The organism is Enterococcus sp. AZ163 (assembly GCF_050498925.1).
GTDB lineage: Bacteria > Bacillota > Bacilli > Lactobacillales > Enterococcaceae > Enterococcus_A > Enterococcus_A ferrettii.
In genome coordinates this window covers 449583-466401 of record NZ_JBIPAO010000001.1, presented here as the reverse complement: position 1 = coordinate 466401, position 16819 = coordinate 449583, and the positions used below count along the sequence as shown (strand labels likewise).

The 16819-nt window shown below is 40.6% G+C and carries 16 protein-coding genes; 14 read left to right on the top strand and 2 right to left on the bottom strand.

Features of this window, described 5'->3' with window-relative positions; genetic code table 11:
- Positions 1-386: 386 nt before the first annotated feature.
- The 5 genes from IGI46_RS02405 (at position 387) to IGI46_RS02385 (ending at position 5280) form a co-directional block, all read left to right on the top strand.
- Positions 387-2126, top strand: coding sequence for a sigma-54 interaction domain-containing protein (locus IGI46_RS02405; protein ID WP_429972748.1), 1740 nt, complete (start codon positions 387-389; stop codon positions 2124-2126).
- Positions 2127-2391: 265 nt separating this feature from the next.
- A complete protein-coding gene (locus IGI46_RS02400; protein ID WP_429972747.1) occupies positions 2392-2994 on the top strand; it encodes a DUF6088 family protein in 603 nt (200 codons plus the stop codon).
- On the top strand, positions 2991-4004 hold the full coding sequence (locus tag IGI46_RS02395; protein WP_429972746.1) for a nucleotidyl transferase AbiEii/AbiGii toxin family protein: 1014 nt from the start codon (positions 2991-2993) through the stop codon (positions 4002-4004). Before IGI46_RS02400 ends, IGI46_RS02395 begins: the two co-directional genes overlap by 4 nt.
- A 221-nt stretch (positions 4005-4225) precedes the next feature.
- Entirely contained in the window at positions 4226-4540 is a 315-nt protein-coding gene (locus IGI46_RS02390) for a PTS lactose/cellobiose transporter subunit IIA (protein WP_429964704.1), read from the top strand.
- A gap of 89 nt (positions 4541-4629) precedes the next feature.
- A complete protein-coding gene (locus tag IGI46_RS02385) occupies positions 4630-5280 on the top strand; it encodes a GNAT family N-acetyltransferase (protein WP_429972745.1) in 651 nt (216 codons plus the stop codon).
- A gap of 71 nt (positions 5281-5351) precedes the next feature.
- Here the strand turns inward: IGI46_RS02385 and IGI46_RS02380 are convergent, their stop codons facing one another.
- Positions 5352-5882, bottom strand: a complete 531-nt coding sequence (locus tag IGI46_RS02380) for a PadR family transcriptional regulator (RefSeq protein WP_429972744.1) — start codon at positions 5880-5882, stop codon at positions 5352-5354.
- 115 nt (positions 5883-5997) lie between these two features.
- Here IGI46_RS02380 and IGI46_RS02375 point away from each other — a divergent pair, with 115 nt between their 5' ends.
- The 8 genes from IGI46_RS02375 to IGI46_RS02340 all read left to right on the top strand — a co-directional run bounded on the left by IGI46_RS02375 (position 5998) and on the right by IGI46_RS02340 (position 16031).
- A complete protein-coding gene (locus IGI46_RS02375; protein WP_429972743.1) occupies positions 5998-7365 on the top strand; it encodes an MATE family efflux transporter in 1368 nt (455 codons plus the stop codon).
- A gap of 292 nt (positions 7366-7657) precedes the next feature.
- Positions 7658-9148 (top strand): BglG family transcription antiterminator, encoded by a 1491-nt coding sequence (locus tag IGI46_RS02370; RefSeq protein WP_429972742.1) that lies wholly within the window; start codon positions 7658-7660, stop codon positions 9146-9148.
- Complete coding sequence (locus IGI46_RS02365) at positions 9138-9599, top strand: PTS sugar transporter subunit IIA (RefSeq protein ID WP_429972741.1); 462 nt, start codon at positions 9138-9140, stop codon at positions 9597-9599. The genes IGI46_RS02370 and IGI46_RS02365 overlap by 11 nt, the downstream gene beginning before the upstream one ends.
- A 377-nt stretch (positions 9600-9976) precedes the next feature.
- On the top strand, positions 9977-11458 hold the full coding sequence (locus tag IGI46_RS02360; RefSeq protein WP_429972740.1) for a PLP-dependent aminotransferase family protein: 1482 nt from the start codon (positions 9977-9979) through the stop codon (positions 11456-11458).
- 242 nt (positions 11459-11700) lie between these two features.
- A complete protein-coding gene (locus IGI46_RS02355) occupies positions 11701-12990 on the top strand; it encodes an MFS transporter (RefSeq protein WP_207700874.1) in 1290 nt (429 codons plus the stop codon).
- Positions 12991-13036: 46 nt separating this feature from the next.
- Positions 13037-13696 (top strand): L-serine ammonia-lyase, iron-sulfur-dependent subunit beta, encoded by a 660-nt coding sequence (sdaAB, locus tag IGI46_RS02350; protein WP_429972739.1) that lies wholly within the window; start codon positions 13037-13039, stop codon positions 13694-13696.
- A 10-nt stretch (positions 13697-13706) separates the two neighbouring features.
- Positions 13707-14582 carry an L-serine ammonia-lyase, iron-sulfur-dependent, subunit alpha gene (sdaAA, locus tag IGI46_RS02345; RefSeq protein WP_429972738.1) on the top strand — a complete coding sequence of 292 codons (876 nt, stop codon included), beginning with the start codon at positions 13707-13709 and terminating at the stop codon, positions 14580-14582.
- Positions 14583-14600: 18 nt separating this feature from the next.
- Complete coding sequence (locus IGI46_RS02340; RefSeq protein WP_429972737.1) at positions 14601-16031, top strand: amidohydrolase; 1431 nt, start codon at positions 14601-14603, stop codon at positions 16029-16031.
- A gap of 56 nt (positions 16032-16087) precedes the next feature.
- Here the strand turns inward: IGI46_RS02340 and IGI46_RS02335 are convergent, their stop codons facing one another.
- On the bottom strand, positions 16088-16348 hold the full coding sequence (locus IGI46_RS02335; protein WP_207700870.1) for a metal-sensitive transcriptional regulator: 261 nt from the start codon (positions 16346-16348) through the stop codon (positions 16088-16090).
- A 158-nt stretch (positions 16349-16506) separates the two neighbouring features.
- Between IGI46_RS02335 and IGI46_RS02330 the strand changes: the two genes are divergently transcribed.
- The gene (locus IGI46_RS02330; protein ID WP_429972736.1) at positions 16507-16818 is read left to right on the top strand and encodes a rhodanese-like domain-containing protein; all 312 of its coding nucleotides are present in this window, start codon (positions 16507-16509) and stop codon (positions 16816-16818) included.
- The last annotated feature ends 1 nt before the right edge of the window (position 16819 follow it).

The following is a 16819-nucleotide window of genomic DNA, read 5'->3' as shown; positions in this document are numbered from 1 at the left end:
CACACTTGTTTTCTTTTCACTTGATTAAGGAACTTGTTCCTAGTAAATAATTAATTTGAAACTATTTCACAAATGAACGTTTAAGTGTTTTGGTAATTTTCTTTTCAATTTAATTAAAAGCAAGTAGCGTGCCAGTTTTATAAAATGATCCGATTTGCTGTTAAATCAACGTTATCATAAGTGGATTTAATGAGTTATAAGAAATAAGGTGCAAAAAGTGCAAAAAAGAAGTGCCAATTTTTTTGCTTAAACAGAAAAAGTGCAAAAAAATTTGCTTTACTTTGTGATGTAATGTCTGTAATATGGTTTGTGAAAGAGACAGGATGTAGGAGCGATTGAAAAAAATTGGTCTATTAGATAAAAAAAGAAAGGATGGAGGAATCTGAATGAATTGTGAGGAAGCACTACGTGTTATTTCTCAGTGTGGATTAGGTGCGGTGCTGGTGTCTAAAGACAGAACAATCCTGGCAATTAACGAAATGGGGGATCGTTTATTGCATGGGGAGGGAAAGCTTTTAGGGCGGACTCTGCCAGAAAAAGCAGCAATTTTATATGAAGAAACTGAGTCACCGAGTTACGCTAATATTGCTTTTGGCGAGTATTTATGCCGCTGTACAACGCCAGTATTGGCAGACCTGCCAATCGACAGTGAACTAATTGTTTTTCGAGTGGCAACCAATGATGCCTGCCATGATATGTTGATTACAGTATTGAACGGTATTAGTGAATCAGTTATTCTATTTGATGCTGATGGGCGAATTTATCTATTGAATGATGCGGCAGTCGAGTTGGATTCAATCGTCACTTCGGATGTTTTAGGAAAGCATGTTACAGAGATTTATCAGGTGGAGGAAGGACAGTATCTCAAGATTCCGCAAGTAATTGAGGAAAGGCAGCCAGCCATGAACTTTCGCCAGCGTTACAAAACTTGCTTCGGCAAAAAGGTGGATATTGTTGCGAATGTCATACCGATTGTGCAAAATAGTCAAACATTGGGTGCCTTCAATGTTATGGAAGATTGGTCTGCTACCAATGAGCTTCATAAGCAAATTATTGATTTACAAGATAAGCTGCTGGTCAAGCCAAAGCTTTCTAAGAGCAAAGATAAGCAAACCTTAACTGCTAAGTTTCATTTTAAGGACATCATTCATATTAGTCATGTAATGAATAAGATGGTATCGCGCTGTAAACAAATTGCGCATTCGGATTCTTCGGTGATGATCTATGGTGAAACTGGAACAGGGAAAGAACTTTTGGCCCAGAGTATTCATAATGCCAGTAAACGTGCGCAAGGACCATTTTTGGCAATCAATTGTGCGGCAATTCCCGAGAATTTGTTGGAGGGATTGCTGTTTGGAACAGAGGAAGGGGCCTATACAGGGGCTGAATCACGATCGGGACTCTTTGAACAAGCCAATGGCGGAACGTTGTTACTTGATGAGATCAACTCCATGAGTATTATCCTGCAGGCTAAATTGCTGCGAGTGCTGCAGGATGGAATGGTTAGACGAGTAGGAGGAATTGAGGAGACTCACGTAGATGTGCGAGTGCTGTCTAATATCAATATTCCGCCTTATCAGGCAGTGGAGCAAAATATCATTCGTCAGGATTTATTCTATCGTTTGGGCGTAATCAATATTAGTATTCCTCCGCTGCGGGAACACAAGGAGGATATTCCGCTGCTATCGAAAAACTTCATTCACCGCTTTAATAAGAAATTGGAGCGTAATGTCCGCAATATTGATCAAGCGACTCTGGATTATTTCAATGCCTATGATTGGCCGGGAAATATTCGCGAGCTGCAGCATGCTATTGAATCCGCGATGAATATTTTGCCTAACGATCAATCGTTGATCACGGTCGAATATATTCCTGAGCATATTGTCCAGTCCGCTAAAGTAGCGCCGCATGCTGAACATAAAATAGAAGCGGCCGGCAGTTTACTGAATCATACGCTGCAAAACATTGAATTTCAGATGTTTCGTAATGCATTGCTGGCTAATAAAGGCAATATTTCAAGAACTGCCCGTGCGTTGGGCGTCAGCCGGCAAACGTTGCAATACCGAATCAAGCGTAGTGGTATTGACGTGAAGGAGCTGTTGAGAGAAGAACTGGAGAAATCGTAGAGTGGATTAATAAAAGCGAATAGGTAAAATTTAGAGGAACGATTTTCTTTTGGGTGAGGAAACATCGTTCTTTTTTTGCGTATATTAGGCGGAAGGAGATTTCAAATAGAGGGTGATTTAAATGGAGCAATAGAGAATTCATGAAATATGGAGCAATCTTTCACTTATTATATTCTCCAAAAATATATACTTTTGGAGAATTGAAATTCATTATGAACGCTTGTATAATAGTGCTTATAATGATTTTGTTTTAGGAGGTATATACATGGATGTGAAAGATAAAATAAAAAATCGAGTTAGGGTTGCTCCTAGAGGAAAAGTTTTTGTACTGTCTGATTTCGCCACACTAGGAAACTATAAAACAATTCAAAAACAAGTCAATTTATTGGTCCAAGAAGGAGAATTGCGCCAGCTGCACCGAGGGATTTATCAGAAACCTAAGTATAACGAATTGGTTCAACGAATTGTTCCAGCTTCTGCCGAAGAAATTGCAGCAGCATATGCTCGAAAAAATCGCTGGAAAATTAGTCCAGCGGGTGATCTAGCATTGAATAAAATAGGCCTTTCAACTCAAGTTCCGGTTCAATATCATTATGTCAGCAGTGGACCTAGCAAAGAAATTGAACTTGAAAATGGACGTAAAATTACTTTTCGCCACGTAACACAGCGAGAAAGTGACATGCATCCAGTATCCGCAACCGTAATTGAAGCATTGAAAACGCTAGGAAAAGAAAATGTGACAAATAGAACAATGAAAAAAATTTCTAGCCGATTGGATGCTAAACAATATGAAAAACTAAAAAGAGACAGCGTAAATGCCCGAAGCTGGATCAGAGATTTAGTTAATACAATGGAGAAGTATAGATGATCAAATTTTTGAGTCTTTCAGAAAATGAACAAGCGGACTTGTTTCGGATTGTGGCGGAAGATATGAGTATAAGCGAAGCGGTCATTGAAAAGGATTTTTGGGTGGTGCTAATGTTGGATATCTTATTCCGTCATTCAAAATTTGGGCCTTATTTGGCATTCAAGGGTGGAACTTCTCTATCGAAAGCATATCAGGTGATTTATCGTTTTTCTGAGGATATTGATTTGATTTTAGATTGGCGTTTGCTAGGGTACGATAAGGATGAACCTTGGTTGCAGCGCAGTAAAACAGCTCAACGGAAATTTAATGATCAAGCAAATCAAAAGGCTGCTGAATGGATTAAGAATGAATTGATTCCTGAGCTTCAGCTTCAGTTTCAACTATTAAATATTCCCACTATTGAATTCCAAGTTGCTGTAGATGACGCTCAAACAGTTGAAATATTTTATCCGCGATATCAAGAGGACCAGAGTCTCTTGCAAGTGATTCGTTTAGAGATTGGTCCTTTAGCAGCATGGACACCATGTGAAAACAAAGAAATTTTAACTTATACGGCAGGGCAGTTCCCTCAGCTTTTCGAGCGTCCAAGTACAGAGATACCTACTGTGGCAGTAAAGCGTACTTTCTGGGAGAAAGCAACCATTCTTCATAAGGAGGCAAACCGAAAAAATAGCCGAGTGCCGGAAAGATATTCTCGACATTATTATGATTTATATGAAATGAGCCATACTGGGATTAAAGATCAAGCTTTCAATGATCTTGAGTTATTGCAACAAGTAATTTCCTTTAAGGAGAAGTTTTATGCGGACAACTCGGCTAGATATGAAGAAGTTTTTACGGGAGGTTTGAAACTCGTGCCTTCACAAGAGCAAAAGGAATTACTGAAAGAAGATTATCAAAAGACACAGGATATGCTGTTTGGTGATTTTCCCAGCTTTGCTGAAATTTTGACAGGATTGGAGCAGCTAGAGAATGAATTTCGAAAAGCAAATGATGGACAATTATCCTAGCTAAAATGAGTACTTTGAGTGGAAATGAGGATTTAGAAATTAGTCTAAAGATACCATTTTTTGGATTACTTATACTTGGTCATTCAGTAAACTGTATGCTCAGTATTTTATAAACCTGAAACACCCCCTCAACAGGTACCTTGCCAGAATAACTGTGGTATGATAAATGAAGTAAAAACTCTGAATAAAGCCAATATGTTGATGAAGACAGGAGGTCAACGATGAATGAGCAGCAAGCTTTAGAAACTATTATGGGATTAATTATTTATAGTGGAAATGCGAAAAGCGATGCCATGGAAGCTATCGCAGCGGCGAAGAAGGGAGATTTCGCTCAGGCAGAGGAGAAGATTATTCGTGCGGAGGAATCTTTAGTACAAGCTCACCGCACTCAAACCGATCAGCTGACAGAAGAGGCCAATGGGAATCATATGGAGGTCACTTTGTTAGCGGTGCATAGTCAGGATCATTTAATGACAGCGATGACATTTATTGACTTAGCGAAAGAGATTATTGATTTGTATAAGCGAATCAATTAAAGGAGCATGGAGATGGATCACTGTCTCCAGGTTCTTTTTGTGTGTTTAGATTCTATACTGGAAAGTGATAAAAACTGGGAGGTTGGCAAATGAAGGTGACTATTCGCAATGAAGAAGAAAAAGATTATCGGATTGTAGAGGAGATTACTCGGGAGGCCTTTTGGAATTTATATGCACCAGGAGCTGTGGAACATTTTATTGCTTACAGCATTAGAAAGCATCCAGATTATCTTCCTGAATTATCTTTTGTGATTGAGTTGGACGGTAAAATTATCGGAAGCATTATATACACAAAAGCTAAGGTTGTTGATTCAAAGGGCGTCGAGCATCCGTTAGTATCGTTTGGTCCTGTCAGTATTTTGCCGGAGTATCATCGTCAAGGCTTTGGGCGGAAGCTGATTGAACATTCGATCAATGAGGCGAAAAAGCTTGGCCATAAGGCAATCATTTTAGGTGGGTTCACCTATCATTACCATCCTTATGGGTTTGTCGGTTCGAAAAAATACAACCTAGCGATGCCTGACGGAAAGTTCTACACTGGAATTATGGTGCTTCCTTTGTATGAGGGTGCTTTAGATGGAATCAGCGGCACGATCCATTTTTCTGAAGCGATGTACCCTGATGAAGCAGCCTTTGCAGAATACGATGCGACGTTTCCTGAAAAAGAGAAAAAGGTATTGCCTTGCCAAGCCAAGTTTGAAAAGGCGGTTAGTGAGATTGATACGACTAGTTATGAATAGAATATTCGAGAAGAGACAAGAATCAATCAGGATTCTTGTCTCTTCTTTTGGAGTAAATATAAAAGTAATCCCTAATCTCCCAATCCTTCCTTCACACTCTGGAGCCATTTCTCGATAGCCTCAGCTAGAATAATCTGCTGCTGCAAAACGGCTAGCCCAGTTTCAGGAATTTCGGTGCTATGCTCTTTGGCAGCTTGGTTTTCGGCTAGGTAATTCTTCAGATTAACAATATTTTCTTCGATATTAGCGATACATTTCTTTTGTTCTTCAGGAGCTAGGCTGGTTAGGTTGACCATGACGGCATTAAAGTCTAAAAAGATTTGAATCGGCTGCTGGGAAATTTCCTGCATTAGCCGCTGGAATTCGCTCTGTCCAGCATCGGTTAAGTCATAAATCGCTTTTTCAACTTTGTTGCCTTCTTTAATCAAAGTGCTTTTAATATAGCCTTTGTTTTCCAGCTGAATAACCTTTTTATAAATAGAGGGAGTACTGATTTTTACCCAGCGGGAAATGTTGCGGTATTCGACTAGTTTTTGAATATCATAGGCACTTAAGGGCTGCTGCTTGACCATGCCTAAGACAATTAAATCGATGGTGGCCATAAAATCCTCCTTTGAGCTGTTTGACAACTACTATAAATTATAGTAATATTCTCTCATTGCTATAATTTATAGTAAAGTTGTTTGTCTGCTGTGTCAATAGTAAGGAGTGTGTGAAATGAATAAAAAGATGGAATTGTTAGCGAATGTCCCTGTGCCTAAGGCCTTGTTGGCGATGGGGATTCCGACGATGATCGGAATGATGATTAATGCCTTGTATAATATAGTTGATGCTTACTTTGTAGGCGGCTTAGGAAGCAGCCAGATGGGCGCTATTTCGGTGGCTTTTCCACTAGGACAAGTAGTTGTGGGATTGGGTTTGTTGTTTGGTAATGGGGCAGCCTCGTATATTTCTCGTTTGCTAGGCAATGGCGACAAGGAGAAAGCGAATCAGGTAGCGAGCACGGCTTTATACAGTAGTATAACTGTAGGAGCGATCGCAATTGTTCTAGCAGTGATTTTTCTGCGACCGTTACTGGTGTTTCTTGGCGCAACGGAAAGCATCTTGCCCTATGCCTTAAGCTACACAAGTATTTATGTGGTATTTTCGATCTTCAATGTGTTCAATGTTACCATGAACAATCTTGTGACCAGTGAAGGTGCTGCTAAAACGACCATGGGTGCTTTGCTGATTGGGGCATTTCTGAATATCTTGCTGGACCCAATCTTTATTTACACCCTTGGATTGGGCGTAGCAGGAGCTGCGATTGCGACAGCTATTTCACAAATTGTTTCTACCGGTATCTACTTCATCTACATTCTTCGAAAGAAAAGTGTTTTTACCTTCAGTCCACGTTTGTGCCGCTGGTCTAAGGAAAATATGGCAGAAATTCTAAAAATCGGCATTCCTACGTTAATTTTTCAGGTATTGACCAGCCTTTCGATTTCTTTGGTTAATATGGAGGCTCGGGAATACGGCGACTCGGCGATAGCTGGTATGGGCGCTGTAACTAGAATTGTTTCCTTAGGCAGCATGATGATTTTTGGGTTTATCAAAGGATTCCAGCCGATTGCTGGCTACAGCTATGGTGCCAAGAAATATGCGAGGCTGCAGGAGGCAATCAAAACCTCAATTCTTTGGTCAACTGCCTTTTGTGCCTTCTTTGGACTAGTGATGATCCTGTTTCCTGGGGAGATCATTCGTCAGTTTACCAGTGGGGACTATCAACTGATTCAGATTGGTGAACAGGCGTTGCGGGCGAATGGTTTTTCCTTTCTGTTGTTTGGGTTTTATACAGTTTATTCTTCATTGTTTCTAGCTTTAGGAAAAGCGCAAGAAGGATTTATTTTAGGCGCTTGTCGTCAGGGAATTTGTTTCATTCCGATGATTTTGCTGCTGCCCGTTTTTTTCGGTTTAAGCGGGATTATCTATGCTCAACCAGTAGCAGATGTTCTTTCTGGAGGGATCGCTTTAGTGATGGCACTTCATTTGCATAAAGTGTTGGCAATGGAACAAACGGAAACTGTTTCAATAAAAGAATCATAAACTAGTTCAGAAACGCTCACTTTTTGGTGGGCGTATTTTTTGTAGTTTTATAAAGATAAAAAAAATGCTTAAAGTTCATAAAGCAGCCCGAAAAGTTTAATACGGTGGTAAGCGAACGAAAATTGACGAGCTCTCGAAAAGGTTAGCTATCGGGGATGTACTTCCTTATTTTTGTCTGTTGGTTATAATTGAGAGACACCGTTCAATTTTTTGTCCGTTGCAACGGTCAAAAACGAGTGAAGCGTTTTCTAAAATGTCAGGTATGATAAAATCAACAAAGGAGGGGATAGCCATGGGTTCAAAAGCGGATCGCCAACAACGGCTGTTGCTGCTTCTATCGAAAAGACAAGATTACGTAACCTCGGATGAATTGGCTGAGTTTTTGGGTTTATCACAAAAAACCATCTATCGGTTAATAAAAAAAATTAACGATGAGCATGCTGCAGGGGATTTAATTGAGTCTGAGAAGGGGCGAGGCTATAAGCTGAATTATGAAAAATACATTGGTCAGCAGGCGGCCCAGCCTAATCAAAGAAGCCAGTATTCACCTACGGAACGTCGCAATCGTGTGGTAGAAGAACTGCTGCTTTCTTCACCCCATACCAAAAATGTCTACGATCTGTTTGAAGAATATTACGTAGGAGATTCGGTAATATTTAGTGATGAACAGCTGATAGCCGAATACCTGCAGACGTACAATTTGACGCTGGAGCGAAAAAAACGTACTTTAGCTGTGAAAGGTAAGGAGTCAAATATTCGGCGAGCCATTGCCGAGCTGATTCAAATGCATGACATTGTGGATATTAATGATTTGAAGCATGATCAGGAATTGAATTTCAATCATTATGATGTGCTGTTCATCCTAGATCAAATCAAGATCATTGAGAAGCAGCTAGAGAGTGATATTCCTTATCCCTACAATGTAAATATTTTCTCTCATCTATATATTTTAATTAGTCGTTTACGTAAAGTAGGGAAAATTTCAGCTGCTGAGTTGAATCATCTGACTGCCAAGGAAGAAAGTGAGCTGCAGCAGGACCAACAGTTGTATCAAGTGGCTAAAGCGGCCATTGCCAATGTGGAAAATTACCTGCATGATCCGTTGCCTGAAATAGAAGTCTACTATTTATATCAATATTTGACCTCCTCAAGAGCACAGCGTGCCATCAGCAAGGTCACTAAATTCTCTCCGGAAGTAGCGGCCATTACCCAAGCATATTTGGACGGCATGAGTCAGCGACTGAACATTCCGATAAAAGGGGAGTTGATTTTCCTAGATTTAGCGAATCATATTAAGCCGATGCTGAATCGTTTGGAGCATCAAATTCGAGTGAAAAACAGCTTGTTGAATCAGATTAAAATGACCTATGATGAAATTTTTTCCTTTGTAACGGAGGTCTCTCAGGATGTTTGCCAAGAGTACAAATTATCGCCGATTAACGAGGATGAAAATGGCTTTATTACTTTGTATTTTGCTCGTATTATTGAGACTAATCAGCTGCCGATTCGTACGGTAATTATGTGTACTACTGGTTTGGGAACTTCAGAGCTTTTGAAGGTTAAAGTAGAGAAAAAATTTCCGGAGCTGGAAATTGTTGACGTAATCGCTTCACGGGATTCCAAGGAATTTCTGAAAAAGTATCCTGATGTGGATTTGATTTTGTCAACGATTCAGCTAAAAGAAGAGTTGCCGCTTCAATTTTTGCTGGTGAGCGCGATATTCACAGCCGATGATCAGAATCGATTGCAAAAGAAGATAGAGGAGATTTATGATGAACGATAAGTTAATTCGGGTCTTTTTTGATAGTTCGTTGACTAGCAAGGCAGAAATGTTTGAACTGATTGCTGAGCAGGCCAATCCGGAAAAAAAGGCAGAACTGTACAAATTATTGCAAAACCGTGAAGCTGTGGGCAGCACACTGATTGCAGAAAAGGTCATCCTACCCCATTTGGAAAGTGAAGAGGTGCTGGAAAGTCAGATTCTCTTTATCAAGCTGCGTCAGGAAATTGACTGGGATGAACAAACTGGACCCGTTCAACTGTCGATTGTGATTATCCTGAAAAAAAATGAGGAACAGGCAATCAAAGTAGCGATCAGTCAATTTACTCGAACCTTGGCGGATGAGGAATATTTAGCGCAACTGCTTTTAGAAAAAGAAGCAGGCCAATTTGAACAAATGATAAGGAGAAACAATTTGTCGAAGGACAACCAGACGGATAATCAAAACAGATAAAAGCGAGAAGCTCTTTTCGTTTTAACTTGAAAACTTCGGATCGTTAAGGTCCGTTTTTTTTTTTTACACAAAGCCCTTCGCTGCCGCAAGAGATCATAATGTAATCAATGCCTTCAAAATATAGTGGCAGTCACTGAAAAAGGCAGCTTTGTTAAAAAGCTGGAAGACAAGCGGAATGGCTTTGAGATGGGTGAAATTTAAAGATGCTGCAAAAGCTGAACGGCCCTTCGCAAGAAGCGGCTGTTCAGCTTATTTTATAGCTAAATGGACTATTAATAGGAGAAAACGGTATGATAGAATAAGCTCAAGGGTGATATTCCGAAAACAGGTCTACCTTGCTGGCTAAGTAAGGGTTTGCTGAAGAAAGGGAGAGTATTATGAATATTCAGTTGAACAGTGCAAGCTCAACGCCTTTGTATATACAATTGAAGCTTTCTATCCGGGAAAAAATTTTGACTGGTGAACTGCCGGAGCAGTTTAAACTCCCCTCTGAACGGCAACTGGCTCAGCGACTTCAGATACACAGAAATACTGTAGTAAAGGCCTATGAAGCCTTAATCTCCGAGGGGCTGGTCGCTTCTTCTCAGAAGCCGCGAGGTTACTTTGTGCTAAACCCCTTCAATGAGCAGGGAACAAAAAATAATGAACCGACTTTCTTTTCTTCTGCTGACAAAAATTTCAATTATCGGTTTACCAATGAGCAGAACAGCTTTGAGGTATTGTATCGTTCTTCGCATACAAATGAAGGAATTTCTTTTGGCGGTGTATTAATTAATCGTGAAGTCATTCCAGTAAAGTATCTGAAGGAGATTATGCAGGAAATTATTGACGGTGAAAATTTGGAACCGTTTTGGTTTTGTGATTCTCAGGGTACTGAAGTGCTGCGCCAAAACATTGCAGAAATGCTTTTTTCCCGTAATATTTATGTCAAGCCTCGGAACATTCAGGTTATCGGTGAAACCTATGAAGCAATCCATAACATCGCTTTGATGTATTTAAACCCGGGCGATCATGTAGTTATTGAAGAGCCGGCTCTTCCAGCAATAGTAAACATTTTTCTACATGTTGGGGCCAAACCGCTTTTTGTTCCGATTAAGCAAGATGGGATTCAAATAGATGTACTGGAAAAGCTTGTCTGTCAATATAAGCCTAAATTGATTTATACGATGCCTAATTATCAGAATCCCTCGACTTGTACGATGGACATCGATACGAGGAAGCGCCTGTTGAAATGTGCTCGTAGTTATAATATTCCCATTATTGAAGATGACTCGCTGCATGAATTCAATTATAAGGATGCAAGAATTCCTAGTCTTTTTTTCATGGACAATAGCAACTCAGTGATTTATTTGGATACTGCCGGTTTATCCTTTTATCCGGGGGCGCGGTTAGGTTATTTGGTTGCGCCGGATAATGTCATCAAGACCTATCAGCGGATTGTGAATAAGAATCAGCTTTTCTTAAACAGTACCAGCCAATATTTATGGGCGAAGTTTTTTGAAAAAGGCTTCTATGAACAGCATGCTGTATTTTTAAAAGAGTATTATCAGAAAAAACGGGACTTGATGTGTCGTTGTTTGCAGGAAGTACCTGAGATAACCTTTACAACACCAGAGGGCGGGCTGTGCGTCTGGGGGGAATTGGAAAGAGAGCTGAATGATACCCAATTTGCAGCACTTTGTGAAAAGATGGGGCTTCAAATAATGCCAGGCAGTTTTTTCTTTTCCCAAGGCAATGTAGGTAAAAATTACTTGAGATTATCTTTTTCTTCTGCTCCTGATGAAGAAATTGTGGAAGGGGTTAGTTTACTGAAGAAGGCCATCGCAGCTTTCAAATTCAGAAATGGCCCATCAGCTTAAGATAGGTTTTGAACAAAATCGAAGAAAATGGTACACTTCTTAATTTTAAAATGGCCTCTAAAATACGCTGGAAAATCATGATAAAAATAAAATTACAGTCTTTTCTTGCCTTAAAACGGTAAGAAAGGACTTTTTTTGTGCTCAAACGAAAAAAATGGCCTAATCCAATGAACAGCTTTGGAACTTTGTTCAACCAAATTTGTGGTTTAAATTATAGGCAGACAAAAGGAAGGAGTTTTTTTATGGAAACAGTGGGAACAGAGGTTAAGTTAAAGAAAAATTTAGTGACGTTATTGGTCTTAACGCTATCGGGGTCATTTATTTACACGTTGCCTTATTTTCGCTCTTATTATTATGACGGATTTATGAAAGCGTTTAATTTGACGAATGCTCAAATGGGACTTTGCAGTGTTTGTTTTGGTGGGATCGGGGCAATCTCTTATTTGTTTGGGGGGATTATTTCCGACCGATTTTCCATTAAATTATTGATTCCGACTTCGATGATTTTGACGGGAACATTAGGCTTTTGTTTATTATTTTCACCGCCGCCTGCTATTGTGATATTGATTCACGCCTTATGGGGACTGACTTCCTTGATGATGTTTTATCCAGCATTGATGAAAAGTATTCGTGCCTTGGCAGGTTCCACTGAACAAGGAAAAGCCTTTGGAATTTTCGAAGGTGGTCGAGGGATTTTTAATGCAGGGTATTTAACCATTGCGGCGGTGATTTTTGCCAGAATGGTTGCAGCTGGCAGTGAAAGTTTAGGGATACGTCGAATTATTCTATTTTATGCGACGGTAACAACTTTACTTGGGGTTCTGACTATCTTTTTATTACGGGATTTGCCGGAAGAAAATTCTGGAGAAAAGAAAAGCTTTCAATTAAAACTGATTGCAAAACCAGCTAAAATTCCGGAAGTCTGGCTAATGATCGGCATTATTTTTTCGACCCTTACTGTTAGTCAAGGCTATTATTATATTTCACCTTATGTAACCAATACTTTTACGGTGAGTGCAGTCGTAGGAGTTATCTTAACCTCGGCCTCTCAATACATCCGACCCTTTGCTTCGATGGGGGCAGGTTTTTTAGGAGATCGAATCAACAGTTCAAAAGTCATGCTCATTGGACAGGTGGGCCTTTTTATTGGGGTAGCAACAATTCTAGTCTGTAATTCCATGGGTATTATCCCGGTATTGATTGCCTCATTGATTATTTTTGTCTGTATGTATTTTTGTGTGAGTATGCATTTTGCCATCATGGAAGAATTTGACTGTCCACCTGAGTGGGAAGGTGCAGCGATCGGCCTGATTTGCTGTTTAGGATATATGCCGGAAGTAACTAACCATTTCATTGCTGGTCAGCTTTTGGACCATTTTCCTGGAAATACCGGCTATCGCTTGTTCTTCATCTATATGCTGGTGGTGGTAGCAATCGGCATCGGGTTAACATTGATTTGGTTTAAACGGACGAAGCAAAAACGAATGAGTATGTTGAAAAATAATCAAAAGCTAAAGGGACTAAAGGAATAGTCGGTCATTCATTATTTGCAACAGACCTAGGAAGGAATGGAAGCTAATGAAAAAAAGAAATCTTAAATACAAAAGTGCCTTCGACATTATCGGTCCAATTATGATTGGTCCCTCCAGCTCCCATACTGCTGGGGCTGTACGTATAGGCAAGGCAGCTGGGGAACTGCTACAAGATCAAGTAGAAAAACTGATTGTCACCTTTTATGGCTCTTTTGCTGAAACTTATAAGGGACATGGAACGGCGGTCGCAATTGTTGCCGGGATTTTAGGTTATGAACCATCTGATGAACGAATTCCACAAGCTCTTGTATTGGCTGAGAAAAACGGCATGACAATTGAATTTCTGACTAGTCAAAAAAAGATGCCGCATGCGAATACTGTTAATTTGGAATTAATTGGTCAAGTCAATCTGCTAAACTTGACTGGGGTATCTATCGGTGGTGGAAATATCCAGATTACAGAACTGAATCATTGCTCGATGGACTTGCTGGATGATCGGCTGAATCCATTAGCAATTTTAAGCAATGACAAAGAGGTAATTCAGAGTTTAAAAGAAGAGTTGAGGGATTTTCATGTTGTGACAACCCAGCAATCAAGAGAAAGTACATTATTCATTATTGAGACCATGCAGGAAATAACCCAACGAATATTAAAAAGGATTCGAAAAATTCCTGGCATTGCCGCTGCTGTTCCAATTAGAGGTTAGGAGGAGACCTATGTTTGAATCAATTGAGGAACTGCTTGCTTTGACGGATGCCAAATGCAGTAAGATTTCAACGATCATGATTGATCAGGAGATCCGTTTTTCGGAAAGAAGCTACACTGAAGTCATGCAACAAATGGAACTGAACCTAATTACGATGGAAACAGCAGCTGAAAAAGGGATGCAGGGAGTTCGGTCATACTCTGGATTAACAGGCTATGATGCAAAACGTTTAGTAGAGTATCAAAAAAGAGGAATAATTCTAACGGACCCAACCTTTGTGGAGGCCTTAACCATTTCGATTGCTACAAACGAAGTGAATGCTGCAATGGGAATGATTTGTGCAACGCCCACTGCCGGCTCTGCTGGAATAGTTCCTGGAGTTTTACTGGCCTTTGCCAAAAAAATGTCAGTATCAAGACAAGAACTATTGGAAGCATTGTTTACAGCGGCGGCGTTTGGCTTTATAACAGCCAACAACGCCTTCATCTCTGGAGCAGAAGGCGGCTGTCAGGCTGAGATTGGTTCTGCTGCAGGAATGGCTGCTGCTGCACTAGTAGAGCTTGTTGGAGGGACACCTTTGCAAGCAAGTCATGCCTTTGCTATTGCATTGAACAATATGATAGGGCTAGCCTGTGATCCGGTGGCTGGGTTGGTGGAAATTCCCTGCATTAAGCGGAATGCGGGTGGAACAGCTAATGCGATATCTGCTGCAGAGCTAGCTTTAGCAGGAGTAATAAGCGAGATTCCTCCTGATGAGGTAGTTGAAGCGATGTATCAGGTTGGCAAAAAAATGCCAATAGAAATTAGAGAAACTGGAATCGGCGGACTGGCCGGAACGAAGACGGCTCACCGGCTGGTTAAGGAACTGTTTGAGAGTGAAAGGTAAAAGGAAAGAGGACGAAAAATGAATGCCAAAGACGAAATCGTAAAGATTATTGAAGAAAAACGACAACTATTTATTAGTGCTGCAGATCGAATTTGGTCGACGCCAGAAACCCGCTTTGCCACAGAAAAATCCGTTGCTAACTTTTATCCTATTTTAGAAGAAGAGGGCTTCTGTATTGAAAAGGGTTTGGCTAATATGGAGCATGCATTTGCAGCAACCTATGGCCATGGAAATCCGGTGATTGGAATTCTGGCAGAGTATGATGCCTTAAGCAATTTGAGTCAGGTAGCTGACTTAGGAAAGCAGCAAGCGGAAGTGGAAGGCGCTAACGGGCATGGCTGTGGGCATAATTTGTTGGGGATGGGGTCCTTAGCTGGGGCAGTTGGCATTAAAACTTATATGGAGCGTCACAATATCCAAGGAACGATTAAATTATTTGGATGTCCAGCAGAAGAAAGTGGGTATGGCAAAGCATTTATGGCTCGAGATGGTGTATTCGACGATCTAGATGTAGCTCTTTCCTGGCATCCCATGGATACCAATTCTGCTTGGGCCTTGAGCAGTTTGGCAGTTTATCAAGTTTATTACAATTTCAAAGGAATCCCTGCCCATGCTGCAGCTGCTCCTGAAAAAGGGCGAAGTGCACTAGATGCTGCGGAGTTGATGAACATTGGTGTGCAATTTTTACGGGAACATATTGTTGATGAAGGGCGTGTCCATTACGCTTTTATGGATGTGGGTGGAGAGTCAGCTAATGTTGTTCAATCAACAGCCAGTCTCTATTATTTTATCCGAGCGTTAAAGATTGAACAGGCGGAAGAAATTTACAAACGGGTAAACAAAATTGCGGAAGGTGCTGCCTTGATGACAGAAACGGAAGTAGAAATCGTTCTGGATTCAGCTTGTGCCAACTATCTGCCGAATCAAGCTGCCACGACAGCTATGTATGAAAATCTAAAAGAATACGGGACACTAAATCTAACTGAAGAGGATCAAGCGTATTGTCGACGGTATTATGATAGTTTACCTGCTGTGGTGAAGGAGGGATTTGCTAAAAGAGCGAGACTTTCTCACCCAGAGGCCAGTGAAGAAGAGATTCAGCGGCTGGCTTCTCTGCCGATTTTAGATAGTGTTGAACCGTTAAGATTCTCTGAGGATACTTCGGGCTCAACCGATGTTGGAGATGTTAGTTGGGTCTGTCCAACCGCTCAGGTGATGATCGCCTGCGAACCTCAAGGTACACCAGCACATTCCTGGCAATGGGTGGCAAATGGGAAATCTGCTGTAGCCCACAAAGGACTGCTTTCAGGTGGAAAGGTAATTGCTGCTACCGCTTATGACTTATTAACGAAGCCAGAATTAGTAAGGCAGGCTAAAAAAGAGCATCTGGAAACAGTTGGGGGAGCAAAGTATAAGTCAGCGATTCCTAACGATGTTTTCCCGAAATAAAAAGATTATAAATGAGCAAAAGCGTAACCGCCTTTTATAAAAAGGGGCAGTTACGCTTATTTTTTTATGATCATATTGATGGCCTGTTCCATTTTTTCGGCCTGTTCGGTTGGGTTGTCACTAGGATTCTCTAAGCAATGCTTGAGGTTATCGGCAACGATCATGCCCATTACCCGATCAATGCTGGAACGGATGGCACTTAGCTGGGTGATGACATCAATACATTCTTTTTCCTCTTCGATCATTTTCTGAACCCCGCGGATTTGACCTTCGGCACGTCGTAAACGATTGGTAATTCTCTTTTGTTCCTCTTCCATGGGACACCTTCTTCTCTGTCTGTTGAACAAAATATACCACGGGAGGTATTTATGGTTCAAGTAAAATGTTTGGTTTAATGAAGCTAACTTAGTTGACAATCCTGTTACAATGCTTTTTAATATACCCCATAAGGTATATTATGGATAGGAGAGAAGTCATGTTCAAGTTTTTAAAAGGAGTATCAGCTATTTCAACAACGGAGTTATCAGAGCGTTTATCAGGAGAAATTGAGCTTTTAGATGTTCGCTCACCTGCAGAATACCGGTCGGGGCATATAACTAAAGCAGTGAACATACCGTTGGATAAAATTAATACCTATGATGGTAAAGAAAAGCAAGTATATGTAATTTGCCAATCAGGGATGCGCAGTAAGAAGGCTGCTAAGCTTTTGAGGAAAAAAGGGTACGAAGCAACAAATGTCCGTGGGGGTATGTCTCAATGGAGTGGAAAGATCAGAGGAGGTAGATAGG

Coding starts and splice junctions, on each gene's coding strand:
- IGI46_RS02385 (WP_429972745.1), top strand. CDS start 4,630: ATGAAGGTGACTATTCGCAATGAAGAAGAAAAAGATTATCGGATTGTA.
- sdaAA (WP_429972738.1), top strand. CDS start 13,707: ATGTTTGAATCAATTGAGGAACTGCTTGCTTTGACGGATGCCAAATGC.
- IGI46_RS02370 (WP_429972742.1), top strand. CDS start 7,658: ATGGGTTCAAAAGCGGATCGCCAACAACGGCTGTTGCTGCTTCTATCG.
- IGI46_RS02405 (WP_429972748.1), top strand. CDS start 387: ATGAATTGTGAGGAAGCACTACGTGTTATTTCTCAGTGTGGATTAGGT.
- IGI46_RS02335 (WP_207700870.1), bottom strand. CDS start 16,348: ATGGAAGAGGAACAAAAGAGAATTACCAATCGTTTACGACGTGCCGAA.
- IGI46_RS02400 (WP_429972747.1), top strand. CDS start 2,392: ATGGATGTGAAAGATAAAATAAAAAATCGAGTTAGGGTTGCTCCTAGA.
- IGI46_RS02365 (WP_429972741.1), top strand. CDS start 9,138: ATGAACGATAAGTTAATTCGGGTCTTTTTTGATAGTTCGTTGACTAGC.
- IGI46_RS02355 (WP_207700874.1), top strand. CDS start 11,701: ATGGAAACAGTGGGAACAGAGGTTAAGTTAAAGAAAAATTTAGTGACG.
- IGI46_RS02340 (WP_429972737.1), top strand. CDS start 14,601: ATGAATGCCAAAGACGAAATCGTAAAGATTATTGAAGAAAAACGACAA.
- sdaAB (WP_429972739.1), top strand. CDS start 13,037: ATGAAAAAAAGAAATCTTAAATACAAAAGTGCCTTCGACATTATCGGT.
- IGI46_RS02390 (WP_429964704.1), top strand. CDS start 4,226: ATGAATGAGCAGCAAGCTTTAGAAACTATTATGGGATTAATTATTTAT.
- IGI46_RS02330 (WP_429972736.1), top strand. CDS start 16,507: ATGTTCAAGTTTTTAAAAGGAGTATCAGCTATTTCAACAACGGAGTTA.
- IGI46_RS02395 (WP_429972746.1), top strand. CDS start 2,991: ATGATCAAATTTTTGAGTCTTTCAGAAAATGAACAAGCGGACTTGTTT.
- IGI46_RS02380 (WP_429972744.1), bottom strand. CDS start 5,882: ATGGCCACCATCGATTTAATTGTCTTAGGCATGGTCAAGCAGCAGCCC.
- IGI46_RS02375 (WP_429972743.1), top strand. CDS start 5,998: ATGAATAAAAAGATGGAATTGTTAGCGAATGTCCCTGTGCCTAAGGCC.
- IGI46_RS02360 (WP_429972740.1), top strand. CDS start 9,977: ATGAATATTCAGTTGAACAGTGCAAGCTCAACGCCTTTGTATATACAA.